The 19,621-nt window shown below is 50.5% G+C and carries 16 protein-coding genes, 1 tRNA gene and 2 pseudogenes; 8 read left to right on the forward strand and 11 right to left on the reverse strand.

Going from position 1 to position 19,621, the window contains the following annotated elements:
• Window positions 1-8: 8 nt before the first annotated feature.
• A complete protein-coding gene (gene lpcA / locus ACJ9N4_RS19660) occupies window positions 9-587 on the reverse strand; it encodes a D-sedoheptulose 7-phosphate isomerase (protein ID WP_028017728.1) in 579 nt (192 codons plus the stop codon).
• A gap of 239 nt (window positions 588-826) precedes the next feature.
• On the opposite strand from lpcA, the gene fadE reads away from it, so the two are divergent.
• Both fadE and ACJ9N4_RS19670 read left to right on the forward strand, forming a co-directional pair.
• Entirely contained in the window at window positions 827-3,271 is a 2,445-nt protein-coding gene (gene fadE, locus ACJ9N4_RS19665; RefSeq protein WP_182919449.1) for an acyl-CoA dehydrogenase FadE, read from the forward strand.
• 108 nt (window positions 3,272-3,379) lie between these two features.
• Window positions 3,380-4,150 (forward strand): amidohydrolase, encoded by a 771-nt coding sequence (locus ACJ9N4_RS19670; protein ID WP_182273848.1) that lies wholly within the window; start codon window positions 3,380-3,382, stop codon window positions 4,148-4,150.
• Between the two features lie 209 nt (window positions 4,151-4,359).
• On the opposite strand, the gene ACJ9N4_RS19675 is transcribed toward ACJ9N4_RS19670, so the two are convergent.
• The 3 genes from ACJ9N4_RS19675 to ACJ9N4_RS19685 all read right to left on the reverse strand — a co-directional run bounded on the left by ACJ9N4_RS19675 (window position 4,360) and on the right by ACJ9N4_RS19685 (window position 8,698).
• Window positions 4,360-4,713 carry a YcgJ family protein gene (locus ACJ9N4_RS19675; RefSeq protein WP_411500729.1) on the reverse strand — a complete coding sequence of 118 codons (354 nt, stop codon included), beginning with the start codon at window positions 4,711-4,713 and terminating at the stop codon, window positions 4,360-4,362.
• Between the two features lie 53 nt (window positions 4,714-4,766).
• Complete coding sequence (locus ACJ9N4_RS19680) at window positions 4,767-7,781, reverse strand: autotransporter outer membrane beta-barrel domain-containing protein (protein ID WP_232105440.1); 3,015 nt, start codon at window positions 7,779-7,781, stop codon at window positions 4,767-4,769.
• Window positions 7,782-8,053: 272 nt separating this feature from the next.
• Window positions 8,054-8,698: a helix-turn-helix domain-containing protein gene (locus ACJ9N4_RS19685; protein WP_182273845.1), complete on the reverse strand. Its 645-nt coding sequence runs from the start codon at window positions 8,696-8,698 to the stop codon at window positions 8,054-8,056.
• Window positions 8,699-8,802: 104 nt separating this feature from the next.
• Between ACJ9N4_RS19685 and ACJ9N4_RS19690 the strand changes: the two are divergent.
• Both ACJ9N4_RS19690 and ACJ9N4_RS19695 read left to right on the forward strand, forming a co-directional pair.
• Window positions 8,803-9,282 (forward strand): annotated as a pseudogene (locus ACJ9N4_RS19690) (IS1 family transposase).
• A gap of 494 nt (window positions 9,283-9,776) precedes the next feature.
• Window positions 9,777-10,030: pseudogene (locus ACJ9N4_RS19695) on the forward strand (DUF4942 domain-containing protein); the annotation flags it as partial.
• Window positions 10,031-10,114: 84 nt separating this feature from the next.
• Here the strand turns inward: ACJ9N4_RS19695 and ACJ9N4_RS19700 are convergent.
• Together ACJ9N4_RS19700 and dnaQ are read right to left on the reverse strand one after the other, a co-directional pair.
• Window positions 10,115-10,191, reverse strand: a tRNA-Asp gene (locus ACJ9N4_RS19700).
• Window positions 10,192-10,322: 131 nt separating this feature from the next.
• Window positions 10,323-11,054 (reverse strand): DNA polymerase III subunit epsilon, encoded by a 732-nt coding sequence (gene dnaQ, locus ACJ9N4_RS19705; protein WP_196390842.1) that lies wholly within the window; start codon window positions 11,052-11,054, stop codon window positions 10,323-10,325.
• Between the two features lie 64 nt (window positions 11,055-11,118).
• On the opposite strand from dnaQ, the gene rnhA reads away from it, so the two are divergent.
• A complete protein-coding gene (gene rnhA, locus ACJ9N4_RS19710) occupies window positions 11,119-11,586 on the forward strand; it encodes a ribonuclease HI (RefSeq protein ID WP_182273843.1) in 468 nt (155 codons plus the stop codon).
• On the opposite strand, the gene ACJ9N4_RS19715 is transcribed toward rnhA, so the two are convergent.
• On the reverse strand, window positions 11,587-12,303 hold the full coding sequence (locus tag ACJ9N4_RS19715) for a class I SAM-dependent methyltransferase (protein WP_182919446.1): 717 nt from the start codon (window positions 12,301-12,303) through the stop codon (window positions 11,587-11,589).
• A gap of 32 nt (window positions 12,304-12,335) precedes the next feature.
• On the opposite strand from ACJ9N4_RS19715, the gene gloB reads away from it, so the two are divergent.
• Window positions 12,336-13,094 carry a hydroxyacylglutathione hydrolase gene (gene gloB, locus ACJ9N4_RS19720; protein ID WP_182919445.1) on the forward strand — a complete coding sequence of 253 codons (759 nt, stop codon included), beginning with the start codon at window positions 12,336-12,338 and terminating at the stop codon, window positions 13,092-13,094.
• Between the two features lie 68 nt (window positions 13,095-13,162).
• Window positions 13,163-14,527, forward strand: coding sequence for a murein transglycosylase D (gene mltD, locus ACJ9N4_RS19725; RefSeq protein ID WP_182273840.1), 1,365 nt, complete (start codon window positions 13,163-13,165; stop codon window positions 14,525-14,527).
• A 53-nt stretch (window positions 14,528-14,580) separates the two neighbouring features.
• On the opposite strand, the gene ACJ9N4_RS19730 is transcribed toward mltD, so the two are convergent.
• The 3 genes from ACJ9N4_RS19730 to ACJ9N4_RS19740 all read right to left on the reverse strand — a co-directional run bounded on the left by ACJ9N4_RS19730 (window position 14,581) and on the right by ACJ9N4_RS19740 (window position 17,545).
• Window positions 14,581-15,354, reverse strand: coding sequence for a class I SAM-dependent methyltransferase (locus ACJ9N4_RS19730; RefSeq protein ID WP_182273839.1), 774 nt, complete (start codon window positions 15,352-15,354; stop codon window positions 14,581-14,583).
• 77 nt (window positions 15,355-15,431) lie between these two features.
• Window positions 15,432-16,232 carry an endonuclease/exonuclease/phosphatase family protein gene (locus ACJ9N4_RS19735; protein ID WP_182273838.1) on the reverse strand — a complete coding sequence of 267 codons (801 nt, stop codon included), beginning with the start codon at window positions 16,230-16,232 and terminating at the stop codon, window positions 15,432-15,434.
• A gap of 137 nt (window positions 16,233-16,369) precedes the next feature.
• Window positions 16,370-17,545, reverse strand: coding sequence for an MFS transporter (locus ACJ9N4_RS19740; RefSeq protein WP_182273837.1), 1,176 nt, complete (start codon window positions 17,543-17,545; stop codon window positions 16,370-16,372).
• 104 nt (window positions 17,546-17,649) lie between these two features.
• On the opposite strand from ACJ9N4_RS19740, the gene yafC reads away from it, so the two are divergent.
• Complete coding sequence (gene yafC, locus ACJ9N4_RS19745; protein ID WP_182273836.1) at window positions 17,650-18,555, forward strand: DNA-binding transcriptional regulator YafC; 906 nt, start codon at window positions 17,650-17,652, stop codon at window positions 18,553-18,555.
• 28 nt (window positions 18,556-18,583) lie between these two features.
• Here the strand turns inward: yafC and dkgB are convergent, their stop codons facing one another.
• Window positions 18,584-19,387 (reverse strand): 2,5-didehydrogluconate reductase DkgB, encoded by an 804-nt coding sequence (gene dkgB, locus ACJ9N4_RS19750; protein WP_182919444.1) that lies wholly within the window; start codon window positions 19,385-19,387, stop codon window positions 18,584-18,586.
• Window positions 19,388-19,621 lie beyond the last annotated feature (234 nt).

A 19,621-nucleotide genomic window follows, 5' to 3' on the forward strand; every position in this document is an offset into this window, starting at 1 on the left:
GCGAAGTCTTACTTAACCATCTCTTTTTCGATCAGCTGGATCAGGATGTGGATCACTTTGATGTGAATTTCCTGAATGCGATCGGCATAACCGAAGTGCGGAACACGGATCTCAATGTCCGCGGTACCGGCCATTTTACCGCCATCTTTACCGGTCAGGGTGATAACTTTCATCCCTTTTTCACGCGCGGCAGCAATCGCTTTGATCACGTTACCAGAGTTACCGGAGGTAGAAATCCCCAGCAGCACATCACCTTCACGCCCCACGGCTTCAACATAGCGGGAGAAGACATAGTCGTAACCAAAATCGTTGCTCACGCAGGAGATGTGGCTCACGTCAGAAATCGCAATCGCCGGGTAGCCCGGACGGTTTTCGCGATAACGCCCGGTCAGCTCTTCTGCGAAGTGCATGGCGTCACAGTGGGAGCCACCGTTACCGCAGGAGAGCACTTTACCACCGGCTTTGAAGCTGTCGGCCAGCAGGACCGCCGCGCGCTGAATAGCGTGAATATTGGCATCATCTTTCAGAAAGTTCGCCAGCGTTTCCGCCGCTTCGTTCAGTTCGTTACGAATAAGATCCTGGTACATGAGGATAATCCTTCAGTATTGATGAAATAACACAGTGGAGTGTACCGGATAGCGTTAAAAGCGAGAAGCTAAAGCCATGTGAATCGTCCGGCGTTTTGATTTTTCGTGCCTGCTAAAACACGAACAATGTGAACCAGGTTGTAATTATTTTGTAAATTCATTGCTAAAAAAAATAACATCCACTACAACCATATCATCACAAGTGGTCAGACCTCCTACAAGCAAGGGAGCTTTTCTTTATGATGATTTTGAGCATTCTCGCAACCGTTGTTCTGCTCGGTGTGTTGTTCTATCACCGTGTAAGTTTATTCCTGAGCAGCCTGATTCTGCTGGTCTGGACGGCAGCATTTGGCGTCGCAGGTCTCTGGAATATCTGGCTTTTAGTTCCACTGGCCATCATTCTGCTGCCGTTTAACTTTGCCCCGATGCGTAAATCAATGATCTCCGCACCGGTGTTCAAAGGCTTCCGTAAAGTGATGCCGCCGATGTCGCGTACTGAGAAAGAAGCGATTGATGCGGGTACCACCTGGTGGGAAGGCGACCTGTTCCAGGGTAACCCGGACTGGAAAAAGCTGCATAACTATCCGCAGCCACGTCTGACCGCCGAAGAACAAGCCTTTATTGATGGCCCGGTGGAAGAAGCGTGCCGCATGGCAAACGACTTTGCCATCACCCACGAAATGGCCGACCTGCCGCCAGAACTGTGGGCCTACCTGAAAGAACATCGCTTCTTTGCGATGATCATTAAGAAAGAGTATGGCGGTCTGGAATTCTCCGCTTACGCTCAGGCTCGCGTGCTGCAAAAACTGGCAGGTGTCTCAGGGATCCTGGCGATCACCGTCGGTGTACCTAACTCCTTAGGCCCTGGTGAACTGCTGCAGCATTACGGTACTGAAGAGCAGAAAGATCACTACCTGCCGCGCCTGGCGCGTGGCCTGGAAATCCCATGCTTCGCGCTGACCAGCCCGGAAGCAGGCTCTGATGCGGGTGCGATCCCGGATACCGGCGTGGTCTGTATGGGGGAATGGCAGGGTGAGCAGGTGCTGGGTATGCGCCTGACCTGGAACAAACGCTATATCACTCTTGCACCTATCGCCACCGTGCTGGGTCTGGCCTTTAAACTCTCTGACCCGGAAAAACTGCTGGGTGGCGAAGAGGACCTGGGCATTACCTGTGCGCTGATCCCAACCTCTACCCCGGGCGTTGAAATTGGCCGTCGTCACTTCCCGCTGAACGTGCCGTTCCAGAACGGTCCGACACGTGGCCAGGATATCTTTGTACCGATTGATTACATCATCGGTGGCCCGAAAATGGCCGGTCAGGGCTGGCGTATGCTGGTGGAATGTCTGTCTGTTGGTCGCGGTATTACTCTGCCGTCGAACTCAACCGGTGGTCTGAAATCTGTGGCGATGGGAATTGGTGCTTACGCCCACATCCGCCGTCAGTTCAAAATCTCCATCGGCAAGATGGAAGGTATTGAAGAACCACTGGCGCGCATTGCAGGCAATGCTTACGTGATGGATGCTGCGGCTTCGCTGATTACCTACGGCATTATGCTGGGCGAAAAACCGGCCGTACTGTCGGCAATTGTGAAGTATCACTGCACCCACCGTGCACAGCAATCCATCATTGATGCGATGGACATTGCCGGGGGTAAAGGCATTATGCTCGGCGAAGGTAACTTCCTGGCGCGCGGCTATCAGGGCGCACCCATTGCTATCACCGTGGAAGGGGCAAACATCCTGACCCGCAGCATGATGATCTTCGGCCAGGGGGCAATTCGCTGCCATCCGTATGTGCTGGAAGAGATGGCCGCCGCGCAAAATAATGACGTTGATGCCTTCGATAAGCTGCTGTTTAAACATATTGGTCATGTCGGCAGCAACAAGGTGCGTAGTTTCTGGCTGGGTCTGACCAACGGTCGCACCAGCGCAACACCAACTGGTGATGCCACCCGACGTTATTACCAACAGCTGAACCGCCTGAGCGCCAACCTGGCTCTGCTGTCTGACGTCTCTATGGCCGTGCTGGGCGGTAGCCTGAAGCGTCGTGAGCGTATCTCTGCCCGTCTGGGGGATGTGCTGAGTCAGGTGTTCCTGGCTTCTGCGGTACTGAAGCGCTACGACGACGAAGGCCGTCAGGAAGCGGATCTGCCGCTGGTACACTGGGGCGTACAGGACGCCATGCACCAGGCAGAACAGGCGATTGACGATCTGCTGGCGAACTTCCCGAACCGTTTTGTCGCTGGTGCCCTGCGCGTGGTGATCTTCCCTACCGGTCGTCATCATCTGGCTCCGTCTGACAAACTGGATCATAAAGTGGCGAAGATCCTCCAGGTACCGAGTGCAACCCGCTCACGTATTGGTCGTGGTCAGTATCTGACTCCATCGCCACATAACCCGGTGGGTCTGCTGGAAGAGGCGCTGCTGGATGTCATGGCCGCCGACCCAATTCACCAGAAGATCTGCAAACAGCTGGGTAAAAATCTGTCCTTTACCCGCCTGGATGAACTGGCAAAACAGGCGCTGGCAGGTGGAATCATCGATAAGGATGAAGCCGCTATTCTGGTGAAAGCCGAAGAGAGCCGTCTGCGCAGCATTAACGTGGATGATTTCGAACCAGAGGAGCTGGCAACCCAGCCAGTAAAGCTGCCGGAGAAGGCCCGCAAACCTGAAGCCGCATAACGCATTTCGCGTGTACAAACCCCGCCCCGTGCGGGGTTTTTTATTGCCACATTTTCTCGTTGTGTCGTGCTACAGTGTCAAAAAGTGGTCGTTTGAGGAGTCTGAATTGTGCCTGGTCTGAAGATTTCGATTTTGCAGCAACCTTTAGTGTGGATGGATGGCCCCGCCAACCTGCGCCACTTTGATCGTCAACTGGAAGAGATTACCGGGCGTGATGTGATTGTCCTGCCGGAGATGTTCACCACCGGTTTCGCAATGGAAGCCGCTAAACAGTCGATGCCGCAGGAAGATGTGGTCGCCTGGATGCATGCCAAAGCACAACACACAAACGCGCTGATTGCCGGGAGCGCGGCCCTGCAAACCGAACGCGGGCCGGTGAACCGGTTCCTGTTGGTTGAACCAGAGGGGAAAGTGCATTTTTACGATAAACGCCACTTGTTCCGCATGGCGGATGAGCATCATCACTATGAAGCAGGTAACGAACGAGTGGTGTTTGAGTGGCGCGGCTGGCGTATTTTGCCGCTGGTGTGCTACGACCTGCGCTTCCCGGTTTGGTCGCGCAACCGCAATGATTACGATCTGGCGCTATATGTTGCCAACTGGCCTGCCCCACGCTCACTGCACTGGCAGTCACTGCTGGTAGCGCGTGCTATTGAGAACCAGGCGTATGTTGTGGGCTGTAATCGCGTGGGTACGGATGGCAACGGGCATCACTATCGTGGTGACAGCCGGGTAGTGAATCCGCAGGGTGAAATTATTGCGACTGCCGAGCCACATCAGGCGACACGTATTGATGCTGAGCTGTCGTTGACTGCGCTGAAGGAGTATCGCGAGAAGTTTCCCGCGTGGCAGGATGCAGACCCGTTTAATATCGAATGAATAAAACCGGGTGGTGGCAATGCCTCACCCGGGCTTTTATAAGTCAGAGCATAAAACACCCGGTATAGGGTTTTACGCTATGACGTTGAAGTTATGCAGTCCCGCAGTTCACAAATTGATCCAGAGAAGTGTCTTATTTCAATCAATTTCCGGTAAATCGCATTGTTAATTCAACAGCAGAAAACGGTGAATCTAACGACAAAAGAACGTTAAAAACCACCAAATACCACTTTGGTATAGTATTTGTTTATCTTACCGCTGCGCTTGCCATCGGCACCGTAATAGCGATCCTGACGACAGAGCTTTTCTTTCACGTCGCAGGAAAGACCGGTCACGAAGGTGAAAGAGGTGGTATCAAATTCGCCCATGGCTTTTAATTTATAAGCACGAGTTTTACCCACATATTTTTCAGTCAGTGGAATGGATACGCCGGTAGCATCGGCACAAATGTACTTATCGCACAGTACGCCTTTTCCCGGTGTCCATAGGGCGGCGGTTTCTGGAGTTGCCGCCAGCGCACCAAAACTGAATAACCCTAAAAAGATCCCAATTGCTAATTTCATATTGTCTCCAGAACCGGGCAAATAGATTGCCCGGTCTTTTCAATCTGGGTTTATCAGAAGGCGTATTTTACCCCAACGGTTCCCTGAGTGTCACTGTATCCCTTGTCACCGATCTGTTGTGCTACGTTCGCCCACAGCGTCGCCTGACGGTTAATTTTTCCCTCAACACCCAGCTTCAGCTCACCAATATTTCGTGTGCCGTCCATATAAGTGCTGACACCATCCATATTTACACCGTAGTTGTCAGTGTTATAAATCCAGTTCGCTTCCACGAAAGGTTCAAATTCACGCTGACTACCTTCATCCAGTTTGCTTTGTCCTTTAATAAAGGCTCTCACACCGAGACGGGTCTGGATATTATTATCACCGGTACCACTGACGCTTGTACCGTTAATCTCGGTATGGTTGTCGGCTTTCACCCCCATCCAGGTGACCTGCGCCTTCGGCTGGATAAAGACCTGGTTAACCATGCCATTCAGCGTCTGATATTCACCAGTTTTATGGGTGTAACCCGCTTCAACGGAGGCGGTAAAGCCATTGGATTTGTAGCTTTCAGACGGCAGACCCTGACCGCTGACGCTGTTGTTGAACCAGTTGTACAGGGCCCAGGTATCAACGTAGGTACCTTGTTTGGTGGTGTCGTTGGCATACCAGGTACCATAAACCCCGACGCTGTAGCCGTTCAGGCTGCCGCGAGAGTTGTAGCCGGAAGCGTGGGAAACGCTGTGGCTTTTCTGATTGGCGTAGCCTCCTATCAGACCGACCAGGTAGCGATCAAGACCATCATTTGACCAGTCGACGATATCACCGCCAATCTGTATGACGTAGCGATTCGCATTGGTCGCGATGGCATCATTGCCCACGTGCGAACCGGTATGCCCGCCGATGTTACGCATCCACATAGAGCTTACTTTGCCGTTACCGGACATATCGTCCAGATACTGGGTTTCACCCAGGCGGTCGTGTAAACGCATGGCGAAGATGGTGTTGGCAGCACGCAGGTTATCGATATAAGAACCTATTTCAGGACGTAATACCGGGGTCGACGGTGTTGCTGGTTCGGCTGGAGTGCTCGGGTCTGTAACCGGAGGGGTTACCGGACGCGGCGAACTCGGCGTCAGCGGAGTCATCGGCACTATCGGGTCAACCGACGGTTGATTGCCCTGGTCTGTAACCGGAGGGGTTACCGGACGTGGCGAGCTCGGCGTCAGCGGAGTCATCGGCTTCACTTCACGGGAAGTTAAGTACCAGGACTCCGGGTTACCTGCACTGCCATCTCCGCCTCTGGTCAGTGAGTAATCATAAGCACCTGCAGCGATGGTGCCGATATTCTGGCGGTAACCATCCGAAGAGGGTGACAGACGGAAGGCATCAGGCGTGGTGGTACTGCCGTTCTGGGCATCAATCAGCAGGATCCCGGTGTTAGTACGCGCGCCGGTACCGCCACCATGCTTGATGATAAGAGAGGTATTGCCGTCGGCTTTGGCGTTGTTCAGCACCAGGCGATCGCTTGCCGAGCTGTCATCACCCATATAAGTTTTCAGGATAAGCGTACCGTTGTTGCCGGTATATTGGTTGCTGACGGTCAGGGTATTACCCGGCTGTGCGCCCGCCAGGTTGATAATACCGTTGTTTTCGATACCACCTGCGAGCGTAAAGTTACTGTTTGGCTGACTTTCCTGACCGGAAAGCGTATTGAGCGAGGCAACCATGCCGTTGTTAACCACGTTGCCATTGACTACGCCTGTACCAGCCAGAGTGCCATTGCTACCCACCGTAACATCAGCGGCTTTGGCACCGTTCAGCACTGCCGTTGAATTGGCTGCATCGCCAACGATAAGCGCACCGCCATCGATAGTGGTGGTACCGATATAAGTATTCACACCGTTAATGACGGTAATGCCGCTCAGTTGGCTGACATTACCCAGGCCACTAATAACGGGTGCGAAAATATAGTTGCCGGAGGTGTCGGTATGGTTAAACACCAGATTGCTGTTGGTATTGGCTAAAATTATTTTTTTGGCATTGATAGTTCCTGCTGCCTTAGCCGTTTGCCCGGCTAAAGCACCGATTGCCACCGTGCCATTTTCGGCATCGACATTGATACTTTGGGCATTAAGTTGACCCTGGTTGGATACAATCAAGGTACCATTACCAGACGGTAACTTAGTTGCACTATTTTGAGCACCGATGCTCAGCTCTCGTGCGCCAATATCCCAAAGGGAGCCTGGACCGTCGATAATGACGTCACCTTTACCTGCGGCATCGTCGGCAGGGCTGCCCCCGGCAATCGCTCCGCCAGCGCTTTTCACTACACCGCCGTTAGTAACACTCATGCTACCGGTTCCGGCACCACCGACGTTCATCGGACCGCTGTTGATTACCCAGCCCGAACCCGAGCCGTCGACATTCACTATACCGTTAGAATTTTTTCCCCAGCCGACACCAGTGGAAGAATTACTAATGATAGAGCCGCCGTTACTGATGGTCACCGAACCGTTGCCATTGGTACCTACGGTTATCCCCGAAGAGGAGGTTGTCGTGGCTAACAACTGCGAATCGACACCATCCACCACAACAGTACCCGTGCTATTATCGTTCTGGCCGACGTTCATGAATACCAGTCCGACCTTTCCGCCATTGAAAACATTCAGCGTCCCTGTACCACCTCCGCCAACAGCAGTCGTACCGTTAGATAGCGTCTGATTAGAGGGATCTACACCATCGTACCAGGCACCGCCGTCAACGGTGAGGGTTCCGGTACTGCCCGAATTATATCCGAGAACAGAACCGCTGGTGCCGGAAGCGGTGGTGCCGGACTGAACAACGCCACCTTTAGTAATGGTCAGTGAACCTGTACTATTTTCCCCGGCGTAGATAGCTCCCGGTAAAATCCACGGACTACTTTGAGTGTCAGGAACGATTACCGTAGCACCGTTATCAATAACGGTCGCGTTAGACGCGGCAAATACAGGCACACTCAGCGGCGCGGTAAAAAGTAATGTCGTAATCGCATTTTTAAGAAATACGCGAGTGCCGTTATTGTTCGAAATTCGTTTTATAACCATGTCAGTACTTCTGTTCATCATTAACTCCAGTGGAAATTCAAAATGTCTTTTGTTAAAATTTTCGTTCAGTATTCAGGCGTACCGATGCAGCACAGCATTGTTAATTAAAGCTGCGTCATCCTCCGATATTTGCCCAATAAAACGGTGCCAATAGCGTTTATCCAAATTTTATATATGCGTGTGTAGTGCCTGTAAAATGGCAACGTGAACGATATCCCCATAAAGGGATCAAGAGTTTTTCAGAAAGGAAAAACAAAAAAATAATAGACGTATTAATAACCCGCAGGTAGGGGTTTCAAATCGACAAGTCTTCCACGATTAACGGTAATATATCCGCCATCAGAGAGATTTTTTAAGATTTTGTTTAATGTACTCCGTGACACGGACGTACGATTTAAAATAAAAGTAAATATCGAAACATCGTTTAAACTCTCTTGGTTATGCTCCCACAGCATTTCAAGATAGGGCTTAACAATGCTATAGCTATTGGTCGTTCTGGAATTCAACTCCTCCCTGAAACAGTAAATTTCAAGATACCATGTGAGTATCAATGAAACGTCTTTCCATAACTTTTTTTCTTCCACCAGTCGCATAAAATCATGCAGTTTGAGATACGACAACTTAACATCAGATACCGTGCGGATATAATAACATTCCCGCTTAGAAAGCATCGTTGATAAACCAAAAACGGCCTGGTGATTGATATTCGCTAATATAATGTTGTTATGCACATTGCAGAGTTCGACTTCTCCTGCAGTGAGTACATAAATCAACTTTGTGTCGTGGCGCTTTAAGCGCCAAATCTTTTTTGGTGAAGCAGTAACCTCTACTCTCTCTGAGTGGATTGAAATTTCCCTTCCTATATCGGACAGCGCTGTGCGGACCTGCTCATTAAGAGTGTACAGATCGCTATACATAACGACTCCTGAACTAGCCTACTTTGAAAATTAGAGTAACTCATGTTGATGATGCCTCTAATTGGTTGAATCTGATATATAATCTGGGGTTTTGAGATTTTCTCCTGGCACGCGTTAACGTTCATTGTTCCCGTTGTAATTCTGTTCTGGTTTATCACCATGACCGGAACATCCTAAAGGCCAAAGTTGTTTCCGTTGTCGTGAGTGTCGATGCGTATTCCCGCTCACCGACACCTGGCAGGCCAGAAAGCCGGTGTTAAAGAGCAAATCGTTGATATAACCTTCAACAGCACCGGGGTTCGCGATACGGCAAGGACGCTGAAAATCGGTATCAACACGGTTTTCCGTACTTAAAAAACTCACGCCGAAGCGAATAACGTCTTCGCCAGTCGCCCATTCCGGTGCGGCGCTTATCTACAAACTCGATGAGCAATGGAGCTTCGTTGGTGTAAGGCCCGACAGCTATGGCCGGGAAGTGCTAAAGGATAAGCATCTGACCGGCAAGATTTTTACGCAATGAGCATAGCAATATGACGTTGCGAACCCGTATCAAACGTCTGGCTCGTTTCTCGCGCTCTATATAAGTCCATGAAAAGTCATCGAAGCCTTCATCAAACAACATATACTCGACTAATTGGAGTCATAACCTTAATTTTTTTACACTTTATACAAAAGAATGAATATAAACAAGATCTTCATTTGTATAAAAATACACAGCTTTCATAGGCTTGCATGAATAATCTTCATATGAAATATCACATCACACTATAGTGCTAACATATTGTTTTTAAAAAAAATGGAACCAACCAATAGTTTTTTGTACTTTATAATTATGTAATGATGATGAATAAGATTATTAAGCTCTGAATCTGAATTGCGACTTACGTAACTATATAAACATTAAGTAAGTAGAATAACTTTGTATTTTTCGGAACATTGAAATACCGATTTTATTTAAGTTCTTGCAGGGTAGTTGGCATTGGTTGACCTTCTCATTCTCTATTTCTCCAGCCAGATGAAAATCCTCATGTGGCTAATGAAGACATTACTCACATCGCGGTGTGTTAATCAACAGGGAGGGAGGTCAAACGTGTTTAAGGGTCTTAGCTGGGATTACAAAAGCAACAGCCTGTGTAAGTCTGGAAGAAGATCATCATCAACGGGCTGGCAGACCTGGAGCGAATGCTGATGATCCTTGATGAGAAGCCTGTTCCCGCGAACCGCGCCGATGTCACCCGCTGTCTCAGCGATCATATTAATGAGAACAGGCACAGCATTCATGATGAGGATGAAATGTTTGTTATCAAATACTTTCAGAAGGGAACGGCACACCAGCGCCAGCCAAACGGTCATGGCATACCGTAAATTACAGACAAGAAAAAGGGCCATGTTAATCAATAACATGGCCCTGAATAGTGGCGGAACGGACGGGACTCGAACCCGCGACCCCCTGCGTGACAGGCAGGTATTCTAACCGACTGAACTACCGCTCCGCTGTGTTCCCGTGGGAACGAGGCGAATATTACGGTTTGCCTCCGAACTCGTCAACGCTTTTTCTCACGTTTTGAATCGTTTGCTGCAAAAATCACCCAGGCGGTGATTTTACAGCCATTCTGGCCCCTTTTTACGCGCGCCACATGCAGCTTCCGCCCTTCTTCTGCACGAGATCCAGACGGGATTCATGGTTTAGCAGTTCTTCATCGCTAGCTAAAACAACCCGTAGCCTGCTGCTCTGACGTACAAGGCGCTGAATTCCCGCGTCACCCTGCATCTGCTGAGCGTCGTTTTCCATGCTGAAGGCCATCGACGTCTGACCACCCGTCATCGTCAGATAGACATCGGCCAGTATCTGGGCATCGAGCAGTGCGCCGTGCAGCGTTCGCTTGGTGTTGTCTATCTCATAACGTGAACAGAGGGCATCGAGGCTGTTACGCTTGCCTGGAAACATTTTTCTGGCCAGTGCCAGACTATCGGTCACTTTACAGAACGTGTTCGTCTTCGGGATATCACGATTAAGCTTGCTGAATTCATAATCCATAAAGCCGATATCGAACGATGCGTTATGGATGACGAGCTCGGCACCTTTGATGTACTCCAGGAACTCGTCCGCCACATCCGCAAAAGTCGGCTTATCCAGCAAAAACTCATCGGCGATACCGTGAACGCCGAACGCTTCTGGATCCACCAGCCGATCGGGTTTGAGGTAAACGTGGAAGTTGTTCCCCGTAAGACGACGATTCACCACTTCAACAGCACCGATCTCAATGATCTTGTGTCCTTCGTAGTGTGCGCCGATCTGGTTCATACCGGTGGTTTCGGTATCGAGGACAATCTGGCGAGTAATTGCAGTGCTCATAGCGGTCATTTATGTCAGACTTATCGTTTAACTGAACGTTTCAAATACAGGAAGTCTACCAGAGATGCGTAAACAGGTAGAAATTTTCACCGATGGATCTTGTCTCGGCAACCCAGGACCTGGCGGTTATGGCGCGATTATGCGCTATCGCCAGCACGAAAAAACTTTTAGCGAAGGCTATTTCCTGACCACTAACAACCGCATGGAGTTGATGGCGGCCATCGTGGCGCTGGAAGCCCTGAAAGAGCACTGTGACGTGGTGCTGAGCACCGACAGTCAATACGTGCGTCAGGGCATCACCCAGTGGATCCACAACTGGAAAAAACGCGGCTGGAAAACAGCAGATAAAAAACCGGTCAAGAACGTCGACCTCTGGAAGCGTCTTGATGCGGCACTGGGTCAGCATGAAATCAAATGGGAATGGGTGAAAGGCCACGCGGGACACCCGGAAAACGAACGCTGTGACGAACTTGCCCGTACGGCTGCCTCTAACCCTGTCCATGAAGATACTGGCTATCAGCCAGAATCCTGATCAGGGTTTTCTGTACTGACGCGTTGCGCCAACGGTCTGACGGATCTGCGTTTGCGATTTGTTCTGTTTCATCGGGTTTAGCGTAAGGGGAATTGTCCGCTTACGCGCAACGATGAACTGCATGCAACCTAAAGCAGGCAGATGAGTGCTTAGCAGTACCCCACCCTGCCGCGCCCAGGGCAAGACCTGAAAACCGCCATAGCAAAGCACTTCAAAGTTCAGCAATGAAAGCCAGTCCAGCTGACGCATCATGGTGAACATTCGGCTGTTATAAGGTGATGTACGGCGTAGTACGGGCACCAGCTTACGTAGCCCCATCAGGCTAAGCGGATTGAAACCGCTGATAACCAGCCAGCCGTCATCGATCAACACGCGATCGGCTTCACGTAGCAGACGGTGAGGATCGCTACACCAGGGTAACGTATGTGCAAGCAGGCACGCATCAACCGATTTTTCGGCAAACGGCAAATGCAGGGGATCAGCCTTTACGTTAACGGGCGATCCATCAAGAGAAACATTGACCTGATGCGAGATAGCGCAGCTTTCGGTATTGATTTCCGCGCTGAGATTGCCAATCTTAAGCAGGTGGAAACCATACATTTTCGCGAGCCAGGGCTTCAGCTGCTGTTCTAACGCCTCGCGATAATATTCACCCCAGGGCAATTCCGCCCAACGTTCCGGTGCTGCGACAGTCTGAGGTACCCTTGCCGGTTTCATCAAAACACCCGCCACGCTAAAAGAGGTAATGTATGAATCTTATCAGTATTCCTGCTTTTCAGGACAATTACATCTGGGTTTTAGTTGATGACGCTCATCGATGCATCATTGTTGATCCCGGTGAGTCAACACCGGTTTTACACGCAATAAAAGAGAATGGCTGGCAGCCAGAAGCCATACTCCTGACCCACCATCATAACGATCACGTCGGTGGTGTTCCTGAACTGTGCGCCCATTTTCCGCATCTTGTGGTATATGGACCGAAGGAGACACAAGATAAGGGAGCGACACAGATAGTCGAAGATGGCGAAAAAATCCTCATTCCAGGGTGGGAGTTTTCTGTATTTGCCACACCAGGTCACACTTCTGGACATATTTGTTACTACAGTAATCCTTATCTTTTTTGCGGCGATACACTGTTTTCTGGCGGCTGCGGAAGGCTATTCGAAGGCACGCCAGCACAAATGCATCAATCTTTACAGGCAATTAACGCACTACCCGACGATACTCTCATTTGTTGCGCACATGAGTATACATTAGGAAATATGAAGTTTGCAGTCAGCCTCTTACCGGAGGATCGTGCGATTCAAGATTATTATCAGAAAGTGAAGGAGTTACGCGCAAAAAACCAAAAAACACTCCCCGTAATTCTGAAAAATGAGCGGGAAATAAATTTATTTTTACGAACAGATGATATTGATTTAATTAATAAAATTAACCAAGAAACAATTTTGAAACAACCTGAAGAACGATTTGCATGGTTAAGGTCAAAGAAAGATAACTTCCGATAATTCTGGGTTGCCTTTTCAAAATTTCGTCGTTATCATCGCTCGTCTTTTAAGCAACTATTGACACACACATGAAGGCAAAAGCGATATTACTCGCCTCTGTCCTGCTTGTAGGTTGCCAGTCACAAAACGGCAGCAACGTACAACAGCACGCACAGAGCCTTTCTGCAGCTGGTCAAGGGGAAGCAGGGAAGTTTACAAGTTCAGCGCGATGGATGGACGATGGGACATCATTCGCGCAGGATCAGGACTTGTGGGCCTCTATTGGCGACGAGCTAAAGATGGGAATTCCGGAAAACAGCCGGATTCGCGAACAGAAACAGAAGTATTTGAGAAATAAGAGCTATCTCCACGATGTAACGTTACGGGCAGAGCCGTATATGTACTGGATAGCCGGGCAAGTTAAGAAACGTAACATGCCTATGGAGCTGGTACTCCTACCCATAGTGGAGAGCGCTTTTGACCCACACGCAACGTCTGGTGCCAATGCCGCAGGTATTTGGCAGATCATTCCGAGCACAGGGCGCAATTATGGTTTGAAACAGACCCGCAGCTACGATGCGCGTCGAGATGTTGTCGCTTCAACGACAGCGGCTCTCGACATGATGCAACGTCTGAACAAGATGTTTGACGGTGACTGGTTGTTAACAGTTGCTGCGTATAACAGCGGTGAGGGTCGTGTACTGAAGGCAATGAAGGCGAATAAAGCGCGTGGTAAATCCACCGATTTCTGGTCGCTCTCACTGCCACAGGAAACGAAGATTTACGTACCGAAAATGCTGGCATTGAGCGATATTCTCAAGAACAGCAAGCGTTACGGTGTTCAACTGCCAACACCAGACGAAAGTCGTGCACTGGCGCGCGTTCGCCTCAGCAACCCGGTTGATATTCAACAGGTTGCTGATATGACGGGTATGTCGGTAAGTAAATTGAAAACCTTTAATGCAGGCGTTAAAGGCTCAACCCTGGGGGCTAGCGGCCCACAGTATGTAATGGTTCCGCAGAAACATGCCGAGCAGTTACGTGAGTCTTTAGCTTCTGGTGAAATTGCTGCTGTTCAGTCAACGCTGATAGCAGACACATCACCTGTAAGCAGTCGTAGTTACAAGGTTCGTTCAGGTGATACGCTTTCGGGCATTGCAACACGTCTTGGCGTGAATGCGAAAGATCTGCAGCAGTGGAATAATCTGCGCAGCTCAGGCCTGAAAGTGGGTCAGACTCTGACGGTGGGTGCAGGTAGCAGCGCACAGCGTCTCGCCAACAACAGCGATAGCATTACTTATCGCGTGCGTAAAGGCGATTCACTGTCCAGTATCGCAAAACGACACGGCGTGAACATCAAAGATGTGATGCGCTGGAATAATGATACTGACAATCTGCAACCAGGCGACCAGTTGACACTGTTTGTGAAGAACAGTGCCACGCCAGACTCCTGATAGTACAATCTAAAGATAAAAAGGCACCCGTTCCCCCGGGTGCCTTTTTTGTTTTATCCCGCTTTTTGCGCTTCAGCCATGATGGTATCGCTGGTAAACGAGCCATCGTCCTGCAATTCAAAGTAGGTTTTCACTTCCGCAGAAGCACTCTCCTGATACAGCCGAATAGCCTGGCTTAACGCTTCAGGTGTACGCATGCGCGCGATCCACGAACTGAACTCCAGCGGCAAACGGTCTGTCATTAATGAACGTGAAATTAAACCCGCATCGGTGATAAACGATAACCACTCTCCGCTGGAGTAGTTTTGCACATGAGAGGTGTCACGCAGCGCTTCAACCGTCTGCAGCCAGATATTGCGTACCGGATGCCCCGGGGACATCACATCCATAATGATGAAGATCCCGCCCGGCTTGAGCACGCGTTTGACTTCCCGTAATGCCTGCCCGACATCATGCCAGTGATGTGCAGAGTAGCGGCTGATGACTACGTCAAATGACGAATCCTCAAAGGGTAAGGATTCGGCATAACCCTGGCGCGTCGTAACATTACTCAGCCCTTTCGCTTTTGCCGCCTCCGCGACCACCTCCAGCATCTGGCTGGATAAATCATACGCCGTGACCTGAGCAACCTGCTGTGCAGCCGCAAAGCTGGCGTGGCCGGCCCCACAGCCTAAGTCCAGCACGTGCGCCTGCGGGAATGCTGCCAGGCGTTCACCGAGACGCACCAGGTCGCGTCCAGACGCGTGTACAGCGCTGCTCAGATAGGCACTTGCCTGCGAACCAAACTGTTTTTCTACGTTGTCATGATGAGAGTGTGTTGTTGTCATCGTACTGTCCTTTTGTTGGTAAAAAAATAAAGGGCAGCACCCGCGCAGGTCTGCCCCACGGCAGACCTGACACACCATTATTTATCAGGCTTGCCGGGACTGAATTCGACGAGTAGCGGATTGTGATCGGAAGCGCGCGTCACCAGAACGGAGGCGTCATGTACGCTCAAACCACGATAGAAGACAAAATCGAGAGGACGACCAAATGCCTTCTTGCGCTGGTCATCGGTAAAACGGACTTCACGCAGCGACATTTCACGCGCAAAGCGATACAGCGCATTCATGCGCGGACGGCTCCAGGCATTGAAATCCCCGGCCATAATGATCGGCCCACTGTGATGGGCAATCTGGTCGCCAATGGGAAGTAACTGCTTACTATACACATCCACGCCCAGACTGAAGTTTACCGCGTGGATATTCACCACCATCAGCAAACGGGTATCCGGCAGGGGATAAACCGTCACCAGCGCCGATTTTGCCAGACGCAGGATTGGCTCGCGCTCACGCAGCGGACAGCAATAGACCGGATGCGCAGCAGAGAGGGTCATCACACCAGAGGGATGTTGCGGTAAAACAAATGCGGGTACCTGATCAGCGGCAAGATAGTTAGTCGTCGCAAACCTCACCAGTTCAGGAGTGGTTTGCGCCTCCTGTAACAGAACCAGATGCGCATCCTTACCAAAATTCTTGAGCACGGATAACCATTCCGCACGCTGTTGCTTAAAGATATTCCAGACCAGTACCCGGATTTTTTCATCACTGCTTAACGGTGTACCAGCGGGCAATGCCTGGCTGATGCTCGCAAACGACCCCGGAGGCAAGATCCTCTCCGCGGGCAGTCCGGCAACATAACGCATGGCATAAGTATTTTTTCGCACTTTTGGAAACGACCTCTGTAACATGAACCAGCCCGGAAAACGGACTGGTTCTACTGTTATAGGGATTTTAGGTCACACTTTCAACGCCATTACGGAGAAACCGCTTTCCAGATTTGTAAGCAAGCACTTACTGCTGTTTATCCAAGAGCCACACGAGCCGGTTTATCAAGACGTCCGCTCCAGCCAATCAACAGGAAGGCAATAAGGACAATCACTGCGCCAATCCACGGCGTTTGTGTTAAGCCGAAGTGTTCAACGGTTTGCCCGCCGATGATAGAACCCAGCGCAATGCCAATATTGAATGCCGCAATATTAAGACCCGATGCTACATCCACCGCATTTGGCGTATAAAGCTCGGCTTTCTGCACAACGTACACCTGAAGACCCGGCACGTTGCCAAAAGCGAAGATCCCCATAACCAGTACCGTGACCAGCGCGGCGTATTGCATTGATGCCGTAAACTGGAAAACCATCAGCAGAACAACCAGCGCAGCGAAGATGAACTTCAGAGCAGGAACGGCTCCATGTTTATCGGCCAGTTTGCCCCCCCAGATATTACCGATCGCAACTGAGATACCGTAGCCCAGCAAAATCCAGCTCACCGTATTTGGCGAAAATCCTGCGAGATCCTGCATCATCGGAGCCAGGAAGGTGAAAGCAGTGAATACGCCACCATAACCCAGGGCCGTAACCGCATAGATGATCAGCAACCGCGGATGAGTAAGAACTTTCAGCTGATCGCTCAGGCTGGCACTGGCGCGTCCGTGGATATTTGATGGCACCAGCAACAGGCTGGCAACCAGGGCAATCACACCCAGCAAAGAGACCGCCAGGAAGGTTTCACGCCAGCCGAAATGTTGCCCGATAAACGTCCCTAGCGGCACACCGGTTACCAGTGCAACGGTCAAACCACCAAACATAATCGCAATAGCAGACGCCGCTTTCTCTTTTGGTACCAGGCTGGTTGCAATGGTGGAGCCGATGGAGAAGAACACGCCATGCGCGAGGCCGGTCAGTAGCCGGGCAATCACCAGCGTGGTGTAATCCGGGGCCTGCCAGGCCAGAATATTACCCGCGGTGAAGAGCACCATCAGGGCAACTAACAGCTGCTTACGCGGAAAGCGTCCGGTCAGCGCCGTCAGTACCGGTGCGCCAACCGCGACACCCAGCGCATAGATAGAAACCAGCAGCCCGGCAGAGGGCAGCGAAATAGCAAGTTGATTAGCAATAGCAGGAACCAGTCCTACAATAACGAATTCGGTCGTGCCAATTGCAAAGGCACTGATCGTCAGGGCAAGTAGCGCCAGTGGCATAAAATACTCCGTCTCTTCAGGATTAAGATGACAAGGAGTATGCGCCAGTGCTTAAATAACAAAAATGGTCAAAATCTCAATAGAATTTTGCAGGTGGTGCAACAATGAAAGCAACGTCGGAAGAGCTGACAATCTTTGTCGCCGTCGTCGAAAGCGGCAGCTTTAGCCGCGCGGCCGAACAGCTTGGACAAGCTAACTCTGCTATCAGCCGCTCGGTTAAAAAGCTGGAGATGAAGCTTGGGGTGAGCCTGCTCAACCGAACGACGCGTCAGCTGAGCCTGACGGAAGAAGGTGAGCGTTATTTCCGTCGCGTGCAGTCTGTTCTGCAGGAGATGGCTGCAGCGGAAACAGAGATAATGGAAACCCGCAGTACGCCGCGCGGATTGCTGCGTATTGATGCGTCCACCCCTGTCGTGCTGCATTTCCTGATGCCGCTGGTTAAACCATTTCGTGAACGCTATCCGGAAATGACGCTATCTCTGGTCTCCTCCGAGACGTTTATTAATCTTATTGAGCGGAAAGTCGATGTCGCGATTCGGGCTGGAACCTTAACGGACTCAAGCTTACGTGCCCGTCCTCTGTTTGCCAGTTACCGTAAAATCATCGCCTCACCACAGTATATTGCCGTGCATGGAAAGCCAGAGACGGTTGAAGAGCTGAAGCAGCATCTGTGTCTGGGCTTTACGGAACCCGTATCGCTGAATACCTGGCCCATCGCCTGTCATGATGGGCAACTTCATGAAATCACCAGCGGAATATCGTCCAACAGTGGGGAGACGCTAAAGCAGCTGTGCCTTGAAGGGAACGGGATCGCCTGTTTATCCGATTACATGATTGATAAAGAGATAGCACGCGGTGAGCTTGTAGAACTGATGGCAGATAAATGTCTGCCGGTAGAAATGCCTTTCAGCGCGGTGTATTACAGCGACAGGGCGGTAAGTACGCGCATACGTGCTTTTATCGACTTCCTGAGCGAGCATGTAAAAACAGCTCCAGGAGGAGCTGTGTGAGGGCTTAGGTTACAGAGGGTGGTCAATATTAATCCCAGTTCGGAGCTAAACCTTCCGGGCTAACCAGGCGATCGTTGCAATTCAGGGCTGCGATCGCTTTTTTGTCTTCATCATCCAGCAGGAGATCCAGAGCTAACAGATTGCTGGCCAGGTTTTCACGTTTGGTCGATGAAGGGATAACGGCATAACCTTCCCCCATCGCCCATGCCAGGATCACCTGTGCAGTTGTTGCGTTGTGCTTCTCTGCGATGCGTGTAATCACTTCATCTTTCAGAGCTTTACCGTAAGCCAGCGTCATGTAAGAGGTAATGTGAATACCGTGCTGTTTTGCCCAGTTCACGACTTTGCGGTTTTGCAGATATGGGGACAGTTCAATCTGGTTGGTCGCAATATTTTCTGCTCCAACAGCCGCAATCGCTTTTTCCATCAGTGGGATGGTGAAGTTGGAGATGCCAATTTCACGGGTCAGACCCTGCTCTTTCGCTTCCAGCAATGCCTTCATAAACTCTTCCACTGCCACGGCATCATTCGGTGATGGCCAGTGGACCAGAGTCAGATCCACGTAGTCGGTACGCAGTTTTTTCAGGCTCTCTTTCAGGCCTGGGATCAGTTTGTCTTTGCTGAGGTTCTCAATCCAGATTTTGGTGGTGATAAAAAGCTCGTTACGCGGCACGCCACTCTCTTCAATCGCCTGACCAACAGCAGCTTCATTTTCATAAATCTGTGCCGTATCAACAGTGCGATAGCCAAGCTCAAGTGCGGTTTTTACAGATGCGATAACAATGTCGTCTTTCAGGCGGAAAGTGCCCAGACCAAATGCAGGGATAGTCATGTCATTCCTCGTTAATCATAGTGTTCGTTAACTGAGGAGGATTATCACTGTTGCTGTTATGCTGAAAAAGAGCGTAAAACGCAGAGGATTTTTGCTAATTTAGCAATAAATATACAACAGACAAGAAAAAAGCCCTGAGCGTTAACTCAGGGCTTTCAATAAGTGGCGGAACGGACGGGACTCGAACCCGCGACCCCCTGCGTGACAGGCAGGTATTCTAACCGACTGAACTAC

The organism is Enterobacter sp. LM3 (assembly GCF_046622475.1).
Classification (GTDB): Bacteria; Pseudomonadota; Gammaproteobacteria; order Enterobacterales; family Enterobacteriaceae; genus Enterobacter; species Enterobacter cloacae_P.

Excerpts from the sequence above, each read along its gene's own strand:
- gloB (WP_182919445.1), top strand. The coding sequence starts at position 12,336 with ATGAATCTTATCAGTATTCCTGCTTTTCAGGACAATTACATCTGGGTT.
- dkgB (WP_182919444.1), bottom strand. The coding sequence starts at position 19,387 with ATGACTATCCCTGCATTTGGTCTGGGCACTTTCCGCCTGAAAGACGAC.
- ACJ9N4_RS19740 (WP_182273837.1), bottom strand. The coding sequence starts at position 17,545 with ATGCCACTGGCGCTACTTGCCCTGACGATCAGTGCCTTTGCAATTGGC.
- rnhA (WP_182273843.1), top strand. The coding sequence starts at position 11,119 with ATGCGTAAACAGGTAGAAATTTTCACCGATGGATCTTGTCTCGGCAAC.
- yafC (WP_182273836.1), top strand. The coding sequence starts at position 17,650 with ATGAAAGCAACGTCGGAAGAGCTGACAATCTTTGTCGCCGTCGTCGAA.
- ACJ9N4_RS19730 (WP_182273839.1), bottom strand. The coding sequence starts at position 15,354 with ATGACAACAACACACTCTCATCATGACAACGTAGAAAAACAGTTTGGT.
- lpcA (WP_028017728.1), bottom strand. The coding sequence starts at position 587 with ATGTACCAGGATCTTATTCGTAACGAACTGAACGAAGCGGCGGAAACG.
- ACJ9N4_RS19685 (WP_182273845.1), bottom strand. The coding sequence starts at position 8,698 with ATGTATAGCGATCTGTACACTCTTAATGAGCAGGTCCGCACAGCGCTG.
- ACJ9N4_RS19680 (WP_232105440.1), bottom strand. The coding sequence starts at position 7,781 with ATGGTTATAAAACGAATTTCGAACAATAACGGCACTCGCGTATTTCTT.
- ACJ9N4_RS19675 (WP_411500729.1), bottom strand. The coding sequence starts at position 4,713 with ATGAAATTAGCAATTGGGATCTTTTTAGGGTTATTCAGTTTTGGTGCG.
- fadE (WP_182919449.1), top strand. The coding sequence starts at position 827 with ATGATGATTTTGAGCATTCTCGCAACCGTTGTTCTGCTCGGTGTGTTG.
- mltD (WP_182273840.1), top strand. The coding sequence starts at position 13,163 with ATGAAGGCAAAAGCGATATTACTCGCCTCTGTCCTGCTTGTAGGTTGC.
- ACJ9N4_RS19715 (WP_182919446.1), bottom strand. The coding sequence starts at position 12,303 with ATGAAACCGGCAAGGGTACCTCAGACTGTCGCAGCACCGGAACGTTGG.
- dnaQ (WP_196390842.1), bottom strand. The coding sequence starts at position 11,054 with ATGAGCACTGCAATTACTCGCCAGATTGTCCTCGATACCGAAACCACC.